Source organism: Hydrogenophaga sp. RWCD_12 (assembly GCF_046604225.1).
Classification (GTDB): domain Bacteria; phylum Pseudomonadota; class Gammaproteobacteria; order Burkholderiales; family Burkholderiaceae_C; genus Hydrogenophaga.
Genome location: NZ_JBKIXC010000001.1, coordinates 552,796 through 570,938, shown reverse-complemented (window position 1 = coordinate 570,938; position 18,143 = coordinate 552,796). Strand labels below are relative to the sequence as shown.

The 18,143-nt window shown below is 68.4% G+C and carries 11 protein-coding genes; 7 read left to right on the top strand and 4 right to left on the bottom strand.

From position 1 onward, the window contains the following. Positions 1-16: 16 nt before the first annotated feature. From ACLIJ1_RS02740 to mltB, 4 genes are read left to right on the top strand one after another with little or no spacing between them, the layout of a single operon-like run. Complete coding sequence (locus ACLIJ1_RS02740; protein ID WP_411363945.1) at positions 17-937, top strand: AAA family ATPase; 921 nt, start codon at positions 17-19, stop codon at positions 935-937. After that, positions 934-1,917: a DUF58 domain-containing protein gene (locus tag ACLIJ1_RS02735; RefSeq protein ID WP_411363944.1), complete on the top strand. Its 984-nt coding sequence runs from the start codon at positions 934-936 to the stop codon at positions 1,915-1,917. The genes ACLIJ1_RS02740 and ACLIJ1_RS02735 overlap by 4 nt, the downstream gene beginning before the upstream one ends. Next, on the top strand, positions 1,911-3,932 hold the full coding sequence (locus tag ACLIJ1_RS02730; protein ID WP_411363943.1) for a transglutaminaseTgpA domain-containing protein: 2,022 nt from the start codon (positions 1,911-1,913) through the stop codon (positions 3,930-3,932). The genes ACLIJ1_RS02735 and ACLIJ1_RS02730 overlap by 7 nt, the downstream gene beginning before the upstream one ends. Then, entirely contained in the window at positions 3,929-5,023 is a 1,095-nt protein-coding gene (gene mltB, locus ACLIJ1_RS02725) for a lytic murein transglycosylase B (protein ID WP_411363942.1), read from the top strand. The genes ACLIJ1_RS02730 and mltB overlap by 4 nt, the downstream gene beginning before the upstream one ends. 99 nt (positions 5,024-5,122) lie before the next feature. Here mltB and ACLIJ1_RS02720 read toward each other — a convergent pair whose 3' ends face one another. The 4 genes from ACLIJ1_RS02720 to ACLIJ1_RS02705 are packed head-to-tail and all read right to left on the bottom strand — an operon-like array spanning position 5,123 to position 10,877. Further along, on the bottom strand, positions 5,123-5,959 hold the full coding sequence (locus ACLIJ1_RS02720; protein WP_411363941.1) for a transglutaminase family protein: 837 nt from the start codon (positions 5,957-5,959) through the stop codon (positions 5,123-5,125). A gap of 45 nt (positions 5,960-6,004) precedes the next feature. Then, complete coding sequence (locus ACLIJ1_RS02715) at positions 6,005-6,967, bottom strand: alpha-E domain-containing protein (protein ID WP_411363940.1); 963 nt, start codon at positions 6,965-6,967, stop codon at positions 6,005-6,007. Between the two features lie 2 nt (positions 6,968-6,969). Beyond that, entirely contained in the window at positions 6,970-8,409 is a 1,440-nt protein-coding gene (locus ACLIJ1_RS02710) for a circularly permuted type 2 ATP-grasp protein (protein WP_411363939.1), read from the bottom strand. Positions 8,410-8,453: 44 nt separating this feature from the next. Continuing rightward, positions 8,454-10,877 carry a DNA internalization-related competence protein ComEC/Rec2 gene (locus ACLIJ1_RS02705; protein WP_411363938.1) on the bottom strand — a complete coding sequence of 808 codons (2,424 nt, stop codon included), beginning with the start codon at positions 10,875-10,877 and terminating at the stop codon, positions 8,454-8,456. 122 nt (positions 10,878-10,999) lie between these two features. On the opposite strand from ACLIJ1_RS02705, the gene ACLIJ1_RS02700 reads away from it, so the two are divergent. From ACLIJ1_RS02700 to ACLIJ1_RS02690, 3 genes are all read left to right on the top strand, one after another. Then, entirely contained in the window at positions 11,000-14,518 is a 3,519-nt protein-coding gene (locus ACLIJ1_RS02700) for a DUF2126 domain-containing protein (protein ID WP_411363937.1), read from the top strand. 99 nt (positions 14,519-14,617) lie between these two features. Next, positions 14,618-17,140 carry a circularly permuted type 2 ATP-grasp protein gene (locus ACLIJ1_RS02695; protein WP_411364772.1) on the top strand — a complete coding sequence of 841 codons (2,523 nt, stop codon included), beginning with the start codon at positions 14,618-14,620 and terminating at the stop codon, positions 17,138-17,140. Between the two features lie 10 nt (positions 17,141-17,150). Next, positions 17,151-18,107 carry a transglutaminase family protein gene (locus ACLIJ1_RS02690; RefSeq protein ID WP_411363936.1) on the top strand — a complete coding sequence of 319 codons (957 nt, stop codon included), beginning with the start codon at positions 17,151-17,153 and terminating at the stop codon, positions 18,105-18,107. Positions 18,108-18,143 lie beyond the last annotated feature (36 nt).

The window sequence follows — 18,143 nt, the reverse complement described above, 5'->3', positions numbered from 1 at the left end:
ACGGTAAGGTTCACGGATGCATGCCGATACAAAAATCCGACAGCTTCTGGACCAGCTTAACACGGTCATTGTGGGCAAAGCCCCCCAGGTTTCCGACTGCGTCGGCTGCCTTCTGGCCGGTGGACACCTGCTGATCGAAGACGTTCCGGGGGTGGGGAAAACCACGCTGGCGCACGCACTTTCGCGCTCCTTCGGCCTGCAGTTCGCGCGTGTCCAGTTCACCGCCGACCTGATGCCCAGCGACCTGGTCGGCGTCTCGATCTACGAGCGCGGCCGCGAGGCCTTCGTATTCCACCCGGGCCCCGTGTTCGCACAGGTGCTGTTGGCCGACGAGATCAACCGCGCCAGCCCCAAGACACAGAGCGCACTGCTCGAAGCGATGGAAGAAAAGCAGGTCACGGTGGAGGGCGAAACCCGCGCCCTGCCGCTGCCCTTCTTCGTGATCGCGACCCAGAACCCGTTCGACCAGCTGGGCACCTACGCCCTGCCCGAGTCGCAGCTCGACCGCTTCCACATGCGCATCTCGCTGGGCTACCCCGACCGGGCTGCCGAGCGCGAACTGCTGCGCGGTGCCGACCGGCGCGAACTGATCGAACAGATGCCGGCCGTGCTGTCGCCGGAGGAACTGGCCCGGTTGCAGGCAGAGGTGCTGTCCGTGCACGCCGCCGAGCCAGTGCTTGAATACCTGCAGGACCTGGTGGCTGCCACGCGCTCTGGCCGCTGGTTTGCTCAGGGCCTTTCGCCACGCGCCACGCTGGCGGTGTTGCGCGCCGCCAAGGCACAGGCCTTCCTGCAGGGTCGCAACTACGTGGCACCCGACGACATCGCCGCCATCCTCCCGCAGACCGTGTCGCACCGGATGATTCCGGTCAGCGACGCCGGCCGCGGCGCGAGCGAACAGGTGCGGGCCATGATCGACGCCACGCCGCTCCCGTGAACCCGCTCGTCCCGCTGCGCCAACGCCTGCGCCGCTGGTTCCTGGAGCGGCTGCCTCGCACCGACACGCTGGTGCTGAACCAGCACAACGTCTACATCCTGCCGACCCGCGCTGGCTGGATGCTCGGTTTCACGCTGCTGATCCTGCTGGTGGGCAGCATCAACTACCAGCTCAACCTGGGATATCTGCTGACCTTCCTGCTGGCCGGCAGCGCGGTCGTCGGCATGCACATCTGCCACTCGAATCTGCGTGGACTGGCGTTGCACCTGACGCCACCCGCCCCCACCCATGCCGGACAGCCCGCGATGCTGGTACTGCGGCTGGGCAACGACCGTGCGGCGCCGCGCCATGGCATCGGTGTCGGCGTGAACACCGACGAGTTGAAGGACGACACCCACCTGGCCTGGACCGATGTGCCGCCACAGGGCAGCGCGACGATGCAGGTGGCCTGGGCCGCACCGCGGCGCGGCCTGCATGCACTGCCCGCTCTCACCGCCGTGACCCTGTTTCCGCTCGGCACCTTCCGGGTCTGGACAGTCTGGCGGCCGGCCGCGCAGCTGCTGGTGTACCCGGCCCCCGAGGCACACCCGCCACCGCTGCCACCGGGCGAACCGCAGCCTGGCTTCGCCGGCAATGCACGGGTGCAGACCACCGGCGAGTTCGACGGCGTGCGCGCCTACCGCCGGGGCGATCCGCAGAAATCCATCGTCTGGAAGAAGGCCGCACAGACCTTCGCCGCCGGCCGCAACGATCTGGTCAGCCGCGACGCGCTGTCGACGCAGCGCCAGCAACTCTGGCTCGACCACAACCGCTGTGGCGCGCCGGACATGGAGGCACGGCTCTCGCGGCTGACGGCCTGGGTATTGATGGCCGAACGCATGGGGCTGGACTACGGCCTGCGCATTCCCGGACACGAGTTTTCACCGGACCAGGGCGCTGCGCACCGGTCGCGCTGCCTGGAGGCGATGGCGCTGTGCTGAACAAGATCGCCCTCCCCGCCAACCTGCCCAGAGACGCGCGGGACACCCTCTTCCTGCTCGCGGTCATCGCATGGGTGATGCTGATGCAGGTGCAGCACATCCCCTGGTGGTGCTCGGCATTGACCGCGGGCGTACTGCTCTGGCGCGCGTCGCTGGCCTTGCGGGGCAAGCCCCTGCCGGGGTGGCCCTGGCGCGTGGGACTGCTGCTGGTGACGGTGACCGCCACCTGGTTCACACACAAGACGCTGGTGGGCCGCGACGCGGGCGTCACGCTGATCGTCGTGCTGCTGGCACTCAAGACGCTGGAGCTGCGGGCGCGCCGCGACGCCTTCGTGGTGTTCTTCCTGGGCTTCTTCACTCTGCTGACGCACTTTTTCTACTCACAGTCCCTGCTGACCGCCGCGGGCATCCTGGTGGCTCTGCTCGGCCTGCTCACGGCAGTGGTCAACGCCCACATGCCGGTCGGCCGTCCGCCGCTGCTGCAGATGGTGGGCATCGCCGCGCGCATGGCGGCGCTGGGCACGCCGATTATGTTCGTTGCGTTCATGCTGTTCCCGCGGCTCTCGCCGCTGTGGGGCATGCCGGGCGACGCGTCGGAAAGCCGCATGGGGCTGTCGGCCAACATGCGCGTGGGGCAGCTCGCAGAACTGGCGCTGGACGAACGCATCGCCCTGCGGGTGCGCTTCGACGGCGCTCCGCCAGCACAGCGCGACCTGTACTTCCGGGGGCCGGTGCTGACCACCTTCGATGGCGTCGAGTGGAAGCCGCTGCAATCGGCGTTCCCGGCGCACATGGAGCTTCAGGCCGAGCTGAAGGTGGCGGGCGCGCCGGTGCGTTATGAAGTCACGATGGAGCCGACCATGCGGCCCTGGCTTCTGATGCTGGAGGCGACGACCACCGCTCCCGACCTGCCCAACTACAGGCCGTTCATGACACCCGAGCTGCAATGGCTGACGCGGCGCCCCATCACCGAACTGCTGCGTTACCGCGCCGAAAGCCACACGGACTTCCGCCACGGGCCGTTGCAGCCGTCTGTCGCGCTGGCGGACCAGACCGCCCTGCCCCCAGGCTTCAATCCGCGCACGATGGCCCTGGCGCAAAGCATGCGCAGGGAAGTCGGGACCGGACCGCAGTCGGCCACGGCACTGGTCGACGCAGCGCTGACGCGGCTTCGCACCGGCGGGTATTCCTATGCGCTCGACCCGGGCGTGTACGGCCGCCACACCGCCGACGAGTTCTGGTTTGACCGCAAGGAAGGCTTCTGCGAGCACATCGCCTCGTCGTTCGTGATCCTGATGCGCGCGCTGGACATCCCTGCGCGCATCGTCACCGGCTACCAGGGCGGTGAGCTCAATGTGGTCGACGGCTACTGGGTGGTGCGCCAGCGCGATGCGCATGCCTGGGCCGAGGTCTGGCTGGAAGGCCGAGGCTGGGTTCGGGTCGACCCGACCGGTGCGGTGGCCCCGGGGCGCACCGGTTCCATGGAGCGACTGCGCACCCCTGAGGGCGCCATCGCCACCGCCCTGGGCACGATCGATCCGACCCTGGTGCAGCGCATGCGCGACGCCTGGGATGCAGTGAACAACGGGTGGAACCAGTGGGTGCTGAACTACACGCAAGGCCGCCAGCTCGACCTGCTCAAGAACCTCGGGTTCGAGTCGCCCAGCTGGACCGACCTGGCCTACGTGCTGATCGGCGTGATCGTGGCGGTCAGCCTCGCGGGTGCGGCATGGACACTTTGGGAACGACAGCAGCACGATCCATGGCTGCGCGCGCTCGCCAGGGTGCGGCGCCGCCTGACGGAGGCCGGACTCACCCCGACCGAGCACAGCACGCCGCGCGAGCTCGCGCGTGTGGCGTCCGCACACTTCGGCGACAACGATTTCACGCGCCAGTTGGGTGCCTGGCTGCTGCGGCTGGAGGCCTTGCGTTACGCACCCCGCAGTGGCGATACGCTGGAGTCGCTGCAATCCGAACTCCGACAGATCACCTGGCCCGCACGGGCAACACGATGAGCGCCCGATTCCCGTCCTTCTCCCGCCTGTGGGCCACCACCCTGGTTCTCTTGGCTCCGCTGGCACAGGCCACCGGCGAAACGCCTTCCGTGGCGACGGCACCGGCCGACGTGTCGGTCTATGCCCAGTCGCCGGTCGCCATGGCGTTCGCCGAGGATCTCGCGCAACGCCGGGGCCTGGATGTGCAGTGGGTGCGCCAGCAGGTCGGCGCCGCCCGCCGCCAGCCCAGCGTGATCCGTTTCTCGCTGCCGGTCGCCAGGGCTGCGTACAAGAACTGGGCAGCCTACCGCGCCCGCTTCATCGAACCGGTGCGCATCCGTGCCGGTCAGCGTTTCTGGGAAGCCAACCGTGAAACGCTCGAACGCGCCGAGCGCGAATTCGGCGTGCCCGCCAGCCTGATCGTCGGGGTGATCGGCGTCGAAACCATCTACGGCCAGCACACCGGGAACTACCGCGTGATCGATGCGCTGGCGACGCTGGCCTTCGACTTTCCGGCCAGCCACCCGCGCGCGGAGGCACGCGCCGAGTTTTTCCGCAGCGAACTCGAACAGTTCCTCAGCCTCACGCACCGCACCGGCATGGACCCGCTGGCCGTGCGCGGCAGCTACGCTGGCGCCATGGGCTGGCCGCAGTTCATGCCCAGCAGCTGGACCCGCTACGCGATCGACTACGACGGCGACAGCAAGGTCGACCTGTTCAACAGCCAGGCGGACGTGATCGGCTCGGTCGCGAACTACTTCAAGGGATACGGGTGGCAGACCGGGCAACCGACCCACTACCCGGTGACCTTTGACACGACCCGGCTCGACAAGGAAGGGTTGCTGGCGCCGGACATCCTGCCCAGCTTCAGCATCGAGAGCTTCAGCGCCAAGGGCGCGGTGCTCGATGCCGAGGGTCAGAAGCACGTGGGCAAGCTGGCGCTGATTGAACTGCAGAACGGCGACCCGACCAACGGCGGATCGGCGCCGACCTACGTGGCGGGCACCGACAACTTCTATGCCGTGACCCGCTACAACTGGAGCAGCTACTACGCCATGGCGGTGATCGAGCTGGGCCAGACCATCGAAGCCCTGGTCAACCGCCGACCGTAACAAAGGCCTTCGACCAGGGCACCGCCGTGCCGGCTTCGCCGGACGGCCAGTGCCGCCCCCTTGAGGGGGAAGCGCGAAGCGCTGCGGGGGTGGTCACATTCATGCCCAGGGCCCGATGCGGATGTCCACCGCCATGCTCTCTTCGCCCCCGCCCCGGCGCAGTCCCTTGATCGGCAGGCAGGCGCTGTAGTCGGTGGCCGCCGCCAGCCGGATGTGCCGTTCGTCTGTCGGACAGCGGTGGGTCACGTCCAGGCTGAGCCAGCGCCGGTTCACCGGATCCACGCACACGTCGGCCCAGGCATGGCTGGCCAGATCGGGCTCGTTGGCCGCGTAGAAATAGCCGCTGACGTAACGCGCCGGCAGGCCGATGCTGCGGCACACCGCCACCATGACATGGGCCTGGTCCTGGCAGACGCCCAGCTCCCAGTCGAAGGCTTCGAGCGCCGTGGTCTCCACCCCGGTGCTGCCCTTGCGGTACTGCACCTTGTCGCCCACCGCCGAAGCCAGGGCCACCAGGTCAGCCACCGCGGGCAGCTCGCCGCGCGCCAGCGCCGCCACCAGCCCGGGCACCACCTGCAGTGCCCACATGGCCATGCGCGGATGCGGCTCCGCCAGCGGGGTGGATCGCAGGTAGAAGCCCGGCGGCGGCAGCGTCGGCGGGTCGGTGAACTCGGACACACCATGGGTCAGCACCGTGCCGCGACCGGCAATGCTGTTCTCGCGCAGGTCCTGTTCTGGACGGGCCGACAGCGAGAAGCTGTGCACGCGGTTGCCCTCGATGTCGGGCTGGGTGTGCAGCGTGCCGGGCACGCGCAGCTCCCAGTACTCCACGCTCTGGCATTCGCTGCTGGCGGGCCACAGGTGCAGTGTCTGCACCGTGTAGAGCAGCGGCTGGCTGTAACGGAAAAGGGTGTTGTGGTGGATGACGAGTTTCATGCGGGCTCCGGGTTGCGCCGGGGACCCGCATGGTACCCGGACGAATCAATGCACCGAGGGGACGAGGAAGTCCTGGCTGATCCGGCCACCCAGTTCGTTCACGCGGTCCAGGAACTGGGTCAGGAACGCGTGCAGTCCGGTCGAGAGGATCTCGTCGATGCGCGCGTACTGCAGGTCGGCCTTGAGCTTGCCGGCACGGCGCTGCGTCTCGCCCGAAATGTCGTTGGCCACGACGCTCAGGTTGGCCACCACCTCGTTCATGCTGGCGGCCAGGCTGCGCGGCATGTCCGGGCGCAGGATCAGCAGCTCGGCCACGCGCTCGGGCGTGATGACATCGCGGTAGACCTTGCGGTAGACCTCGAAGCCGGAGACCGAACGCAGGATCGCGCTCCAGTGGTAGAAGTCGTATTCCTGATCCTGCTCGCTGGCAGCGCCGAAGAAGTCGCTCTGCACCGCGTGGAACTTCACGTCCAGCAGCCGCGCCGTGTTGTCCGATCGCTCCAGGAACGAGCCCATGCGGTAGAAGTGGAACGCCTCGTCCTGCAGCATGGTGCCGACCGCCACACCACGCGAGAGGTGTGAACGGTGCTTGACCCACTCGAAGAATGCGCCCGGGTCGCGTTCAAAGTCGCTGGACTTGAGGTAGCCGGCCAGCTTGAGCCAGGTGCTGTTCTGCGTTTCCCACAGTTCGGTGGTCAGCGCGCCGCGCACCGCGCGGGCGTTCTCGCGCGCCGCGTGCAGGCATGAAACGATGCTCGACGGGTTGGACTCGTCGCGCACCATGAAGTCCATGACGTTGCGCGAGGTGATGTCCTGGCCGTACTTGGCGGTGTAGCTGGGCATCAGCTCGCTGATCGACAGCAGGCCCTGCCAGCCGACCTGCGCCACGGCGGCGGACTGCGGCAGCAGCGAAGTCTGGTAGTTCACATCGAGCATGCGCGCGGTGTTTTCAGCCCGCTCGGTGTAGCGGGACATCCAGAAGAGGTGGTCGGCGGTACGCGAAAGCATGCTCAGTTCTCCAGAATCCAGGTGTCCTTGGTACCACCGCCCTGTGACGAATTGACGACCAGGGAGCCCTCCTTGAGGGCCACGCGCGTCAGGCCGCCAGGCACCATCTGCACCTCCTTGCCGGAGAGCACGAACGGTCGCAGGTCGATGTGGCGCGGGGCGATGCCCTTTTCCACATACGTCGGGCAGGTCGAGAGGCTCAGCGTCGGTTGCGCGATGTAGCCGTCGGGCTTGGCCTTGACCACCGCGCGGAACTCGTCGACCTCGGCCTTGGTGGCGGCGGGGCCGACCAGCATGCCGTAGCCGCCGGCGCCGTGCACTTCCTTGACCACCAGCTCGGCCATGTTGTCGAGCATGTACTTCAGGTCGTCGGGATTGCGGCCCATGAAGGTCGGCACGTTGTTGAGGATCGGCTTCTCACCCAGGTAGAACTCGATCATCTTGGGCACGTAGGGGTAGATTGACTTGTCGTCGGCCACACCCGTTCCGACCGCATTGCAGATCGTCACGTTGCCACTGCGGTACACGCCCAGCAGGCCGGCGCAGCCCAGCGTCGAGGTCGGGCGGAACACCAGCGGATCGAGGAAGTCGTCGTCGACGCGGCGGTAGATCACGTCCACCCGGCGCGGCCCCTTGGTGGTGCGCATGTAGACGAAGTTGTCCTTGACGAAGAGATCCTGGCCTTCGACCAGCTCGACGCCCATCTGCTGCGCCAGGAAGGCGTGCTCGAAATAGGCGCTGTTGTACATGCCGGGCGTGAGGACCACCACCGTGGGCTCGGCCGTGGTCGCGGGGCTGACGGCACGCAGAGTTTCGAGCAGCAGGTCGGGATAGTGCGCGACCGGCGCGACCCGGTTCTGGGTGAACAGGTCGGGGAACTGACGCATCATCATCTTGCGGTCTTCGAGCATGTAGCTCACGCCGCTGGGCACGCGAAGGTTGTCTTCGAGCACGTAGTACTCGCCCACGCCCTGTGCATTGGGAGCGCGCACGATGTCGATGCCGGAGATGTGCGAATACACGCCACCGGGCACGTCCACGCCCATCATCTCGGGCCGGAACTGCGCGTTCTGGAAGATCTGGTCGGCGGGGATGATGCCGGCCTTGACGATCTCCTGCTCGTGGTAGACGTCGTGCACGAAGCGGTTGAGCGCTGTCACGCGCTGCACCAGCCCGGCCTGCATGCTCTTCCACTCGTGCGCCGGGATGATGCGCGGGATCAGGTCGAACGGAATCAGGCGCTCGGTGCCCGCACCGTCTTCGTCCTTGGCGCCATACACCGCGAAGGTGATGCCCACGCGGCGAAAGATCATTTCCGCCTCTTCGCGGCGGGATGCCATGACCTCTTCGGGTTGCTGTGCCAGCCACCGAGCGTAGTTCTGGTAGTGGGCCCGTACCTCGCTGGGCGAGGCGTTCATTTCGTCAAACATCGGTCGGCTCATGGGCTTTTCTCCTGCTCTCAGCATAGCAAGGAGTGGGCCAGTGGTCAGAAACCGGGTTCTCCATCGTCTGTCACCACCAAGGTCTCTGCACCCGGATGGTGCCAGTAGCGGCGGGCCATTTCGCGGTGGCAAAACACCTGATCCGGGGCATCGCTGCGCCACGTTGCCGCACCACATTGGGGCGAATCTTCCCAGTGGATGCCACGTGCCCGATAACGGTCGGTCACCAGCGGGGCCGGGTGCCCGAAGCGGTTCCGGTAGCCCGATTGCACCAAAGCGACCGTCGGTTGAAGGGTGTTGAGGAGCACCGGGCTGCTCGACGATGCACTGCCGTGGTGCGGCGCGATCAACAGATCGGCCCTGAGCTCGGGTCGGGCCACTGCCAGCCGTGTTTCGCGCTCAGCGTCCAGGTCGCCGCTGAGCCAGGCCGAGCGCCGCCCGTTGTCGATGCGCAGAACACAGGACATGGCATTGGTCGACAGCCGGCCTTCGCCGTCCGGACCGTAAAGCTCCAGCGCCGGGTGCAGCACCTCGAACGACACGCCGTCCCAGGTCCAGCGCTGTCCAGCCAGACAGCGCTCACCCTCACCGAACGAGGCCAGCCAGCGTGCCGACGGCCAGGCCGCGCGGACCGCAGCAGAACCGCCCGAGTGATCACTGTCGCGGTGACTCACGACCACGGTGTCCGGCGCCTCGCCCAGCGCACGCAGCAACGGCACCACGACCCGGTCACCTGCGTCGCTGCCAGTGCCAAAGCGCGGCCCGGTGTCGTAGAGCAGGCTGTGAGCGGCGGTGCGCACCAGCAGAGCGCTGCCCTGCCCCACGTCCACCGCCATCACCTCGAACTCTCCGCTGGCCGGTCTGCCGGGTGTCCAGAGCAGCATGGGCGCCACCATCAGCAGACCCGCCGAGCGCAACACCAGCGGCAGGCGCAGCACCAGCAGCGAGCCTCCCAGCACGCCGAACACGGCCAGCGGCCAGGGAGGAATGGGCCGGAAGACCGCCGCCCAGGCCCATTGGTTCAGCCAATCCAGCAGCGCCGCCAGCCCCTGCACCGCAAGGGCCGCCAGATCCCACAGCGCAGGAACCACCACGCCCAGCATCGCCATCGGCGTCACGAGAAACGTCACCCAGGGAATGGCAAACAGGTTGGCCACCAGTCCCACCAGCGACACCTGACCGAACAGCAGCAGCCCCAGCGGCGCCAGCGCCACCGTGACCAGGCCCTGCTCACGCAGCAGGGCCACCACCGGCCGCACGACACGGCGCCAGCGCGGCAAGCCATCGGAGACTTCGGTCAGGCGGCGCCCGGGGTCGTCGGCCGCAAACAGGATGCCGACGGCCACAAAACTCAGCCAGAAGCCCGGCTGCAGCAAGGCCCAGGGATCGAGCAGCAACACCGCCACCATCGCCAGCAGCCAGACCATGGGCCACGGCCAGCGCCGGGCAGACAGCTTGAGGCCCACCACCAAGGCCAGCATGAGCACCGTGCGCTGCGCTGGCACGCCCCAGTCGGCGAACAGCGCGTAGGCCGCGGCCGCGACCACCCCGCCCCAGCCCGCAGCAACCGGCGCCGGCAGCGCCATCAGTGCCCCGGGCCAGACAAACGCCAGCCGCCGCCAGCCCGCACCGATACACAAGGTCGCGAGCCAGGCAAAGGCCGTGACGTGCAGGCCGGAAATGCTCATCAGGTGGGCCACGCCCGTCTGCCGGAACAGCGCCCAGTCCTGATGATCGATGTCACTCTGGTCCCCCACCACCAGCGCCGCCAGCACACCGGCGCTGCGTGGGTCCGTCACCCGGGCAGCAATGCGCTCTCCGACCCACTGGCGTGCGGCCTCGACCGGGTGCAGCCCCGGGCGGCCCAGCCACACCGGCGGCACGTCGTGTGGGCCGTCGCGCAGGCTGCCGGTCGCGCCGATGCCTTGCTCCCATAGCCAGCGCTCGCGGTCAAATCCGTGCGGGTTCGACAGGCCGTGCGGCCGGCGCAGCCGCACCACCAGGCGCCACGCGTCGCCGGCCCGCCAGGCCCGCCCCGCGGCCGTTCCGTGGAAATCACTGATCAGCAGCCGGGGCGGCACGCGGACCGTCTGCCCGTCCCGCTCCGCGCTGTCGACGCTGAACTCGAACCGGTCGCTGTCCGCACCACGCTGCGGCATCGACGCAATCTGGCCAGTGAGGGTGATGTCCACGCCTTCGAGCACGGGCGCCAGTGCCTGTCCGGCGAAGTGCACCGCGCGCAGGCCGGTCAGTCCACCGGCCGACAGCACTCCGGCGAGCAGCCCGGCGCCCAGCACAAACCGGGCTTGCCAGCGCCGCCGGTGGGCCCAACCCGCGATCAACGCCAGCAAAGCGGCGGCAAGGAGCAAGATGGCGTGGGTCGCCCCGCTCCACAGCCGCGCCTGCTGCAGTTGCAGCGCCACGCCCAGCACCACGCCGGGCAGCACTGCCCACACTGGGTGCATCATGCTCAATCGATCTGGCTGCTGCCCCGTGGCGCGGGACTTGCTAGTTCGGATCGGACGCGTGCGGCTAGCCGCACTGGTTGCCTGTTCATTGTTTGTGCCTCCCTGTTGAAAGTGATCCCAGCATGGCCATCCATGTCGCTCTGAGCCACATCACCCATTATCGATACGACCGGCTGGTCAAGCTGGGCCCGCAGGTGGTCCGCCTGCGGCCGGCCCCGCACAGCCGCACCAAGGTCCTCTCCTACTCGCAGAAGGTCGAACCAGCCGGCCATTTCATCAACTGGCAGCAGGACCCATTTGCCAACTACCAGGCCCGCCTGGTGTTCCCCGAGCCGACGACCGAGTTCAAGGTCACCATCGACCTGGTGGTCGAGATGGCGGTGCACAACCCCTTCGACTTCTTCCTGGAGCCGCGCGCCGAGAAGTTCCCCTTCACCTATGAAGAAGGGCAGAAGCAGGAGCTGGCGCCCTACCTGGCCGCCGCGCCGCTGACGCCGCTGCTCAAGCACTACCTGACGACGGTCGACCGCAGCGAGCAGCGCACCATCGATTTCCTGGTCGGCATCAACCAGAAGCTCTGGAAAGACATCGGCTACACCATCCGCATGGAGCCGGGCGTGCAGACGCCCGAAGAAACACTCAAGCTCAAGAGCGGTTCCTGCCGCGACTCGGGCTGGCTGCTGGTGCAGCTGCTGCGCCACCTGGGTCTGGCCGCGCGCTTCGTTTCGGGCTACCTGATCCAGCTCACCCCCGACGTCAAGGCGATCGACGGCCCCAGCGGCCCGGAGAAGGACTTCACCGACCTGCACGCCTGGTGCGAGGTGTTCCTGCCGGGTGCTGGCTGGATCGGGCTGGACCCGACCTCGGGCCTGCTCGCGGGCGAAGGCCATGTGCCCCTGGCCTGCACGCCGCAGCCGTCCAGCGCCGCGCCGGTCGAAGGCGTGATGGACAAGTGCGAAGTCACCTTCAGCCACGAAATGAAGGTCACGCGCGTCTACGAATCGCCGCGCGTCACCAAGCCCTACACCGAAGACCAGTGGGCCGAAGTGCTCAAGCTCGGCGAAACGGTCGACGCCGATCTGGTCAAGCACGACGTGCGGCTGACGCAGGGCGGCGAACCGACCTATGTCGCCACCGCCGACCGCGACGCGGCCGAATGGAACACCGACGCCCTGGGCCCGACCAAGCGCGGCTACGCCACCGAACTGCTGGGCCGGCTGCGCGAACAGTACGGCCACGGCGGCTTCGTGCACATGGGCCAGGGCAAGTGGTACCCGGGCGAGCAGTTGCCGCGCTGGGCGCTGTCGATCTTCTGGCGCGCCGATGGCGAGCCCTGCTGGACCAACCCGGCCCTGCTGGCCGACGAGCGCGACGAGGCCCACTACACCGCCGACGACGCACAGCGCTTCACGCAAGCCCTGGCACGCAAGCTCGGCCTGTCGACCCAGTACATCACGCCCGGCTATGAAGACACGTGGTACTTCCTGTGGCGCGAGCGCCGCCTGCCAGTCAACGTCGACCCGCTGGACAGCAAGCTCGACGATGAACAGGAGCGCTCACGGCTGAGGCGCGTGTTCGGCCAAGGGCTGGAGAGCGTGATCGGCTACGTGCTGCCGCTGCAGGCCTCGGGCCAGGGGCCGCTTTCCAACAACGGCAAGAGCGCCTACCACCGCGTCTCGGGGGCAATGTGGTCCACCGGCCCGTGGTTCTTCCGCGAAGAGCGCATGTACCTGATCCCGGGCGACTCACCCATGGGTTACCGACTGCCGCTGGACTCGCTGCCGTGGGTGTCGATGGGCGACTACCCGTACCACATCGAGCAGGATCCGCATTCCGCCCGTGACCCGCTGCCCACCGGCACGGCGCTGCGCCACCAGGTCCACCCGCACGCTGTGGGTGGCGGATTTGCCGAAGGCGGCACGGTCTCGCTGCAAAGCACCGACTGGTTCGAAGAGGCCGACCACCGTGGCGAATCCGAAGCCCTGGGCCTGCGCCGCGGCCAGCCCCACCCGGGCGCCGCGCCCGCACAGGCGCTGTCGGCGCGCTTCCCGCAGCGTGGTGAGTCGGCCGCCTGGCTGACCCGCACCGCGCTGTGCGTCGAGGCCCGCGACCCGCAACGCGCCAACGGCCCCAAGGCCGAGAAGGACAGCGGCGGCAAGAGCCAGCACCTGTACGTGTTCATGCCGCCGATGCAGCGGCTGGAAGACTATCTGGACCTGCTCTCCGCGGTCGAGGCCACGGCCGACAAGCTGGGCGTGACGGTGGTGCTCGAAGGCTATCCGCCGCCGCGCGACCCGCGCCTGAAGATGCTGCAGGTCACACCCGACCCTGGAGTGATCGAGGTCAACATCCACCCCAGCAGCAGCTTCGCCGAACTGGTCGAGCGCACCGAATTCCTCTACGAAGCTGCGCACCAGACACGCCTGTGCGCCGAGAAGTTCATGACCGACGGCCGCCACACCGGCACCGGCGGCGGCAACCACTTCGTGCTCGGTGGCGCGACGCCCGCCGACTCGCCCTTCCTGCGCCGGCCCGAGCTGCTGGGCAGCCTGGTCGCCTACTGGCACAACCACCCCTCGCTGTCCTATCTGTTCAGCGGCCTGTTCATCGGCCCGACCAGCCAGGCGCCGCGGGTGGACGAAGCGCGCAACGACCAGCTCTACGAACTGGAAATCGCGCTGGCGCAGATCGAGAAGAACCGCGCGACCCACGGCGAAGACATGCCGCCGTGGATGGTCGACCGCACGCTGCGCAACATCCTGATCGACGTCACCGGCAACACCCACCGCAGCGAGTTCTGCATCGACAAGCTCTACTCGCCCGACTCGTCCACCGGACGCCTGGGCCTGCTGGAGCTGCGCGCCTTCGAGATGCCGCCGCACGCCCGCATGAGCATCGCGCAGCAGCTGCTGCTGCGCGCCATGATCGCGCGCTTCTGGCAGAAGCCCTGGATCGGCAAGCTCACCCGCTGGGGCACCGAGCTGCACGACCGCATGCTGTTGCCGACCTTCCTGCGCATGGACTTCGAAGACGTGCTGGCGGATCTCAAGCAAGCCGGCTACCCGTTCGACATGGCCTGGTTCGAGCCGCACTTCGAATTCCGCTTCCCGCTGATCGGCCAGGTCACCGCACGCGGCATCGAGCTGACGCTGCGCAACGCGCTGGAACCCTGGCACGTGATGGGCGAAGAAGGCGCCGCGGGCGGCACGGTACGTTATGTGGACTCGTCGCTCGAACGCGTCGAACTGCGCGTCTCGGGCTACAACGACAGCCGATACGTCATCACCTGCAACGGCCGCACCGTGCCGCTGCAGCCCACCGGCTCGGCCGGCGAGTACGTGGCTGGCGTGCGCTACAAGGCCTGGAACCCGCCCTCGGCCCTGCACCCGAGCATCGGCGTGCATGCGCCGCTGACCTTCGACATCGTCGACACCTGGATGGACCGTTCGCTCGGTGGCTGCCAGTACCACGTCGCCCACCCGGGCGGCCGCAACTACGACAGCTTCCCGATCAACGCCTACGAAGCCGAGAGCCGCCGTCTCTCGCGCTTCTTCCAGATGGGACATACCTCGGGCAAGCTGGTGCCAGGACCGGCCACGTCAAGCCGGGAATTCCCCTTCACCCTGGACCTGCGTTCCTGACGGGGGAGCCGGGCATACTCGGACACCGTGAGCCACGATAACCCCGAGTCCCTCTTTGACGACCTGAGCCCCGACTCGCCCGCCGACTGGGCGCTGGCGATGTCGGTGCCCGCCGACCCGGGCCACCTCGACCGGCTGCGCGACGCTTCCGGGCACGGGCTCTCGCCGCTGTGGTCGCAGTTCGTCGAGCATGTCGGCACCGAAGGCCTGGCCGACCTGAACCGGCGCAACCACAACCTGCAGAGGCAGGTGCGGGACAACGGCGTGACCTACAACGTCTACGCCGACGCATCGGGCCAGCAGCGCCCCTGGGCGCTGGACCTGTTTCCGATGTTGCTGGGCACCAGCGACTGGGCACAGATCGAGGCGGGTGTGCTGCAGCGCGCGAAGCTGCTCAACGCCATGATGGCGGACCTCTACGGCCCGCGGGAGCTGGTGCAGCGCGCCCTGCTGCCGGCTGCGCTGGTGCAGGGCCACCCGGGCTACCTGCGCGCCATGCAGGGCGTGACGCCGGCCGGCGGCACCTGGCTGCACATCGTGGCTTTCGACCTGGCGCACGGCCCGGACGGCCGCTGGTGGGTGATCGGCCAGCGAACCCAGGCGCCCTCGGGCCTGGGCTACCTGCTGGAAAACCGCATCGCGGTCGCGCGCCAGTTCCCCAAGGCGTTCTCGGCCATGAAGGTGCAACGCCTGGCTTCAAGCTACCGTGCCCTGATGGACGGCATCAAGTCCATGGCGCCCGAAGGCCAGGACGCCCGCATCGCGCTGCTGACACCGGGCCCCTACAACGAAACCTATTTCGAGCACGCCTACCTTGCGCGCTACCTTGGCCTGACACTGGTCGAAGGCAACGACCTGACGGTGCGCGACCAGAGGCTGTACCTCAAGACGCTCAAGGGCCTGGAGCCAGTGCATGCGCTGGTCAAGCGCGTCGACGACGAGTGGCTGGACCCGCTGGAGCTGCGCGCCGATTCGGCGTTGGGCATCCCCGGTCTGCTGCAGGTGCTGCGCGCCGGCAACCTGCTGCTGGCCAACGCGCCAGGTTCGGCGCCGCTGGAGTCGAGCGCCCTGCTGGGCTTCCTGCCCGCCATCAGCCGCCACATGCTGGGCGAAGAGCTGCGCCTGCCCTCGCTGCCCACCTGGTGGTGCGGCGAAGACGCGGCGCTGCGCGAAGTGCTGCCCCTGCTCAAAGACGGCGTGATCAAGCCCACCTACCCCAGCTCGGGCCTGGACACCGCCATCGGCCAGAGCCTGAACCCGCGCGAGCTGGACGAATGGGCCGGCCGCATGGTGCGCCACCCCGACGACTACACGGTGCAGGCCTGGCTGCCGCTGTCGCAGACCCCGACATGGACCGGCGACCGCCTGCTGCCGCGCTCGTCGCTGCTGCGCGTGTTCGCGCTGGCCGACGGCCCGCAAAGCTGGCGCGTGCTGCCCGGCGGACTGGTGCGGCTGGCGCCGCGCGGCCAGCTCATGGCTTCGATGCAGCGCGGCGGCAGCAGCGCCGACTGCTGGGTCGACACCGGCGACGAGGTCGACACCACCAGCCTTCTGCAGTCGGCGCCGAGCACGCTGGCTCTGGCGCACCACAAGCGTCCCGTCACCAGCCGCGCCGCCGAAAACCTGTTCTGGCTCGGTCGCTACACCGAGCGCGCCGAGAACGGCATTCGCCTGGCCCGCATCGCGCTGGACCACCTGGGCGGCGAAGAACCCAGCTCGCGCGCCCTGCTTGGCTGGCTCTCGGCCATTGCGGTGGAAAACGCGCTGGTGCTGCCCGACGTGCCCGCCGCCGAACAGTCGGTGCGCGTGTTTGCGCGCGCACTGATGGCCGGCCTCTCGCCCGACCCAGACTCTGCGCTGCACGGCTCCAGCTTCAGCGTCGGCTTCAACCTGCACGCGCTGCGCCAGGCCGCCACCCAGGTGCGCGACCGGCTCTCGCCCGAGCACTGGAACCTGATCGAACACGCCGACACCGAATTCGCCAGCGACTGCATGGCCATGGCAGCCGACGCCGACGCCGAATACGCCACCACCGAAGCCATGGCGGCGCTGCAGAATGCCAGCGAACGGCTGGCCGCCATCACCGGCGCCCAGACCGACCGCATGGTGCGCGACAGTGGCTGGCGCCTGCTCTCGGTCGGCCGCCACATCGAACGCCTCATCACGCTCTCGCGCGCCCTGCGTCTCGCGCTCGAACACCACAGCCTGGACGACCCCAGCGGCTTCGAGGCCGTGGTGGCCCTGTTCGACAGCACCATCACCTTCCACGCGATGTACCAGCAGCGGCGCGACATGGTGGCGCTGGTCGACCTGCTGGTGATGGACCGCGACAACCCGCGCTCGCTGGCCTGGGTCGTGCAGACGCTGCGCGCTCGGCTGGCCAAGCTTTCGCAGAGCGCCACGCCGCAGGACGCCGTGCTTGCGCAGGGACTGCCCGATCCCGATGCCTGGGTGCTGACCGAGCTCAGCGGCTGGGAGCGCAAAGAAGACGGCCAGCGCACGCACAGCGCGCTGCAGGCCCTGCTGGACGACTGCGAAGCTGCGGCCGCAGAACTTTCGGACGAGATCACCCGGCTGCACTTCAGCCACGCCGACCAGCGCCGCCAGAGCCTGAGCGCCTGACATCGCCGCCATGGATCTGCGCATCGTTCACACCACCACCTATGCCTACCAGGGCAGCGTCGATCTCGCCCAGCACATGGTGCATCTGACGCCGGTCAACACCGCCAACCAGCTGGTGCTCTCGCACGCGCTGCGCATCGACCCCGAGCCCGCCACGCGCAACGATGTGCGCGACGCCTACGGCAACGTCTGCAGTTTTTTTTCGCTCCAGGCGCCACACGAGACGCTCACCGTCGAAGCCGACTGCCTGGTGCGGACCCGCGTGCCGCGCCCGGTGCCCTCGGGCGTTGCCTCGCCGGCCTGGCAGGCGCTGGGCTGGGAGGCCGTGCGCGAACAGTTCCGCTACCGCGCCCACGCGCCGTTCAACGCCGCCAGCGAGTTCCTGTTCGCCTCGCCCCACGTTCCACGGGACGACCGCTTCGCCGCCTTCGCGCGGCCGGCCTTCGCGCCCGGTCGGCCCATGCTCGAAGCCACCACCGCACTGATGGCACGCATTCACACGGAGCTGACCTACGAGACCGCCAGCACCGAGATCAACACCCCGGCCCTGACCGCGCTCGCGCAGGGCAAAGGTGTCTGCCAGGATTTCGCCCACATCATGATCGGCTGCCTGCGCAGCCTGGGCCTGCCTGCCTACTATGTGAGCGGCTACTTGCTGACCCAGCCGCCGCCGGGCCGGCCGCGCCTGATCGGTGCCGACGCCTCGCACGCCTGGGTCGCGGTCTATGTGCCCGAGCCGGCGCCGAGCGTGCCGGGACAGGGCGCCTGGTTCCACTTCGACCCGACCAACAACCGGGCTGGCGAAAGCAGCCCGGGCGAAGACTATGTGCAGCTGGCCACCGGACGCGACTTCTCCGACGTCTCGCCCATGCGGGGCGTGATCCAGGGCGGCGCGCAGCACACGCTGAAGGTGGCCGTCACCGTCGCACCGCCGGAAGAACTCAAGGTCCTGCAGGCCGCGGAGTAAGTGCCCGCGCGGCGCCATTAATATCGGGGGCATCCG

Coding starts and splice junctions, on each gene's coding strand:
- ACLIJ1_RS02715 (WP_411363940.1), bottom strand. CDS start 6,967: ATGCTTTCGCGTACCGCCGACCACCTCTTCTGGATGTCCCGCTACACC.
- ACLIJ1_RS02690 (WP_411363936.1), top strand. CDS start 17,151: ATGGATCTGCGCATCGTTCACACCACCACCTATGCCTACCAGGGCAGC.
- ACLIJ1_RS02705 (WP_411363938.1), bottom strand. CDS start 10,877: ATGATGCACCCAGTGTGGGCAGTGCTGCCCGGCGTGGTGCTGGGCGTG.
- mltB (WP_411363942.1), top strand. CDS start 3,929: ATGAGCGCCCGATTCCCGTCCTTCTCCCGCCTGTGGGCCACCACCCTG.
- ACLIJ1_RS02740 (WP_411363945.1), top strand. CDS start 17: ATGCATGCCGATACAAAAATCCGACAGCTTCTGGACCAGCTTAACACG.
- ACLIJ1_RS02720 (WP_411363941.1), bottom strand. CDS start 5,959: ATGAAACTCGTCATCCACCACAACACCCTTTTCCGTTACAGCCAGCCG.
- ACLIJ1_RS02695 (WP_411364772.1), top strand. CDS start 14,618: ATGTCGGTGCCCGCCGACCCGGGCCACCTCGACCGGCTGCGCGACGCT.
- ACLIJ1_RS02700 (WP_411363937.1), top strand. CDS start 11,000: ATGGCCATCCATGTCGCTCTGAGCCACATCACCCATTATCGATACGAC.
- ACLIJ1_RS02710 (WP_411363939.1), bottom strand. CDS start 8,409: ATGAGCCGACCGATGTTTGACGAAATGAACGCCTCGCCCAGCGAGGTA.